1 protein-coding gene and 1 pseudogene are annotated in these 886 nt (G+C 35.1%); both read left to right on the top strand.

What is annotated here, in order from left to right:
- A partial coding sequence (locus ACFIO5_RS10205) for an efflux RND transporter permease subunit (RefSeq protein WP_375705336.1) occupies window positions 1-513 on the top strand: 513 nt, incomplete at its 5' end.
- A 197-nt stretch (window positions 514-710) separates the two neighbouring features.
- Window positions 711-886, top strand: a pseudogene (locus tag ACFIO5_RS10200) (glucose-6-phosphate isomerase); the annotation flags it as partial.

Raw genomic sequence — 886 nt, 5'->3', positions numbered from 1 at the left:
TTTGTGATTATTCTATTGGTCTTGGCAGCACAGTTTGAAAGTTTTGTTTCAGGGTTTATTATTATGGCTACTGTACCATTAGGGATTGGTTGTGCTGTAATTTCTATGCTTTTAAGTGGAGTGAGTCTTAATATTTACAGTCAAATTGGTTTAATTTTGTTGATTGGAGTTATGGCTAAAAATGGTATTCTTATTGTTGAATTTGCAGATCAGTTACGTGATAAAGGTAAAAGCGTGTGTGAAGCTATAGAAGAAGCAGCGAATATTCGTTTTCGTACAGTTTGTATGACGATGATTTGTGCCATCTTAGGAGGAATTCCTTTGGTTTTAGCCAAAGGAGCTGGTGCAGAAGCACGTATAGCTTTAGGTTGGGTTATTGTTGGCGGTTTGGGTTTAGCAACTATTTTTACGCTTTATGTCACACCGGTTGTTTATCTCTTTCTTGGCCGTTTTGTGAGATCAAAATCAGAAGAAGCACTACGCTTAAGAAGAGAACTCAACCAAGCTGAATGATTTATCTTGTAGGGAATATTTGATAATTTTTTTATTTTCGTTTTTAAAATGTCGTTTTCGGGTTTTATATTTTCACTTTTTACACCACTTCATTGTTTTCGGGAGGTATAAAAATTGGTTGCAATAAAGGAAAAATTCTCTGTTTTATTATTATTTGTGCGTAGATTGCGTTTTCAATAACCATGCGGTATAAGTCCATGGGAGATAGCTTGTCAATTAGAAATGAAAAAGCTTTTGAAGCAGCTTTGCAAGCTTTAAGAAGGCACGCCATAAAAGACGGGGTCTATGATATTCGTCGGCATTTTATAGAGGATGAACAACGCTTTTCTAATTTTTCCTTAAACCTTGATGATTTCCTTTTCGATTTTTCGAA

The sequence above is a fragment of the Bartonella sp. AA86SXKL genome, assembly GCF_042196885.1.
The sequence above is the reverse complement of the archived record's forward strand: the minus strand, read 5'-3'. Positions and strand labels throughout refer to the sequence as shown.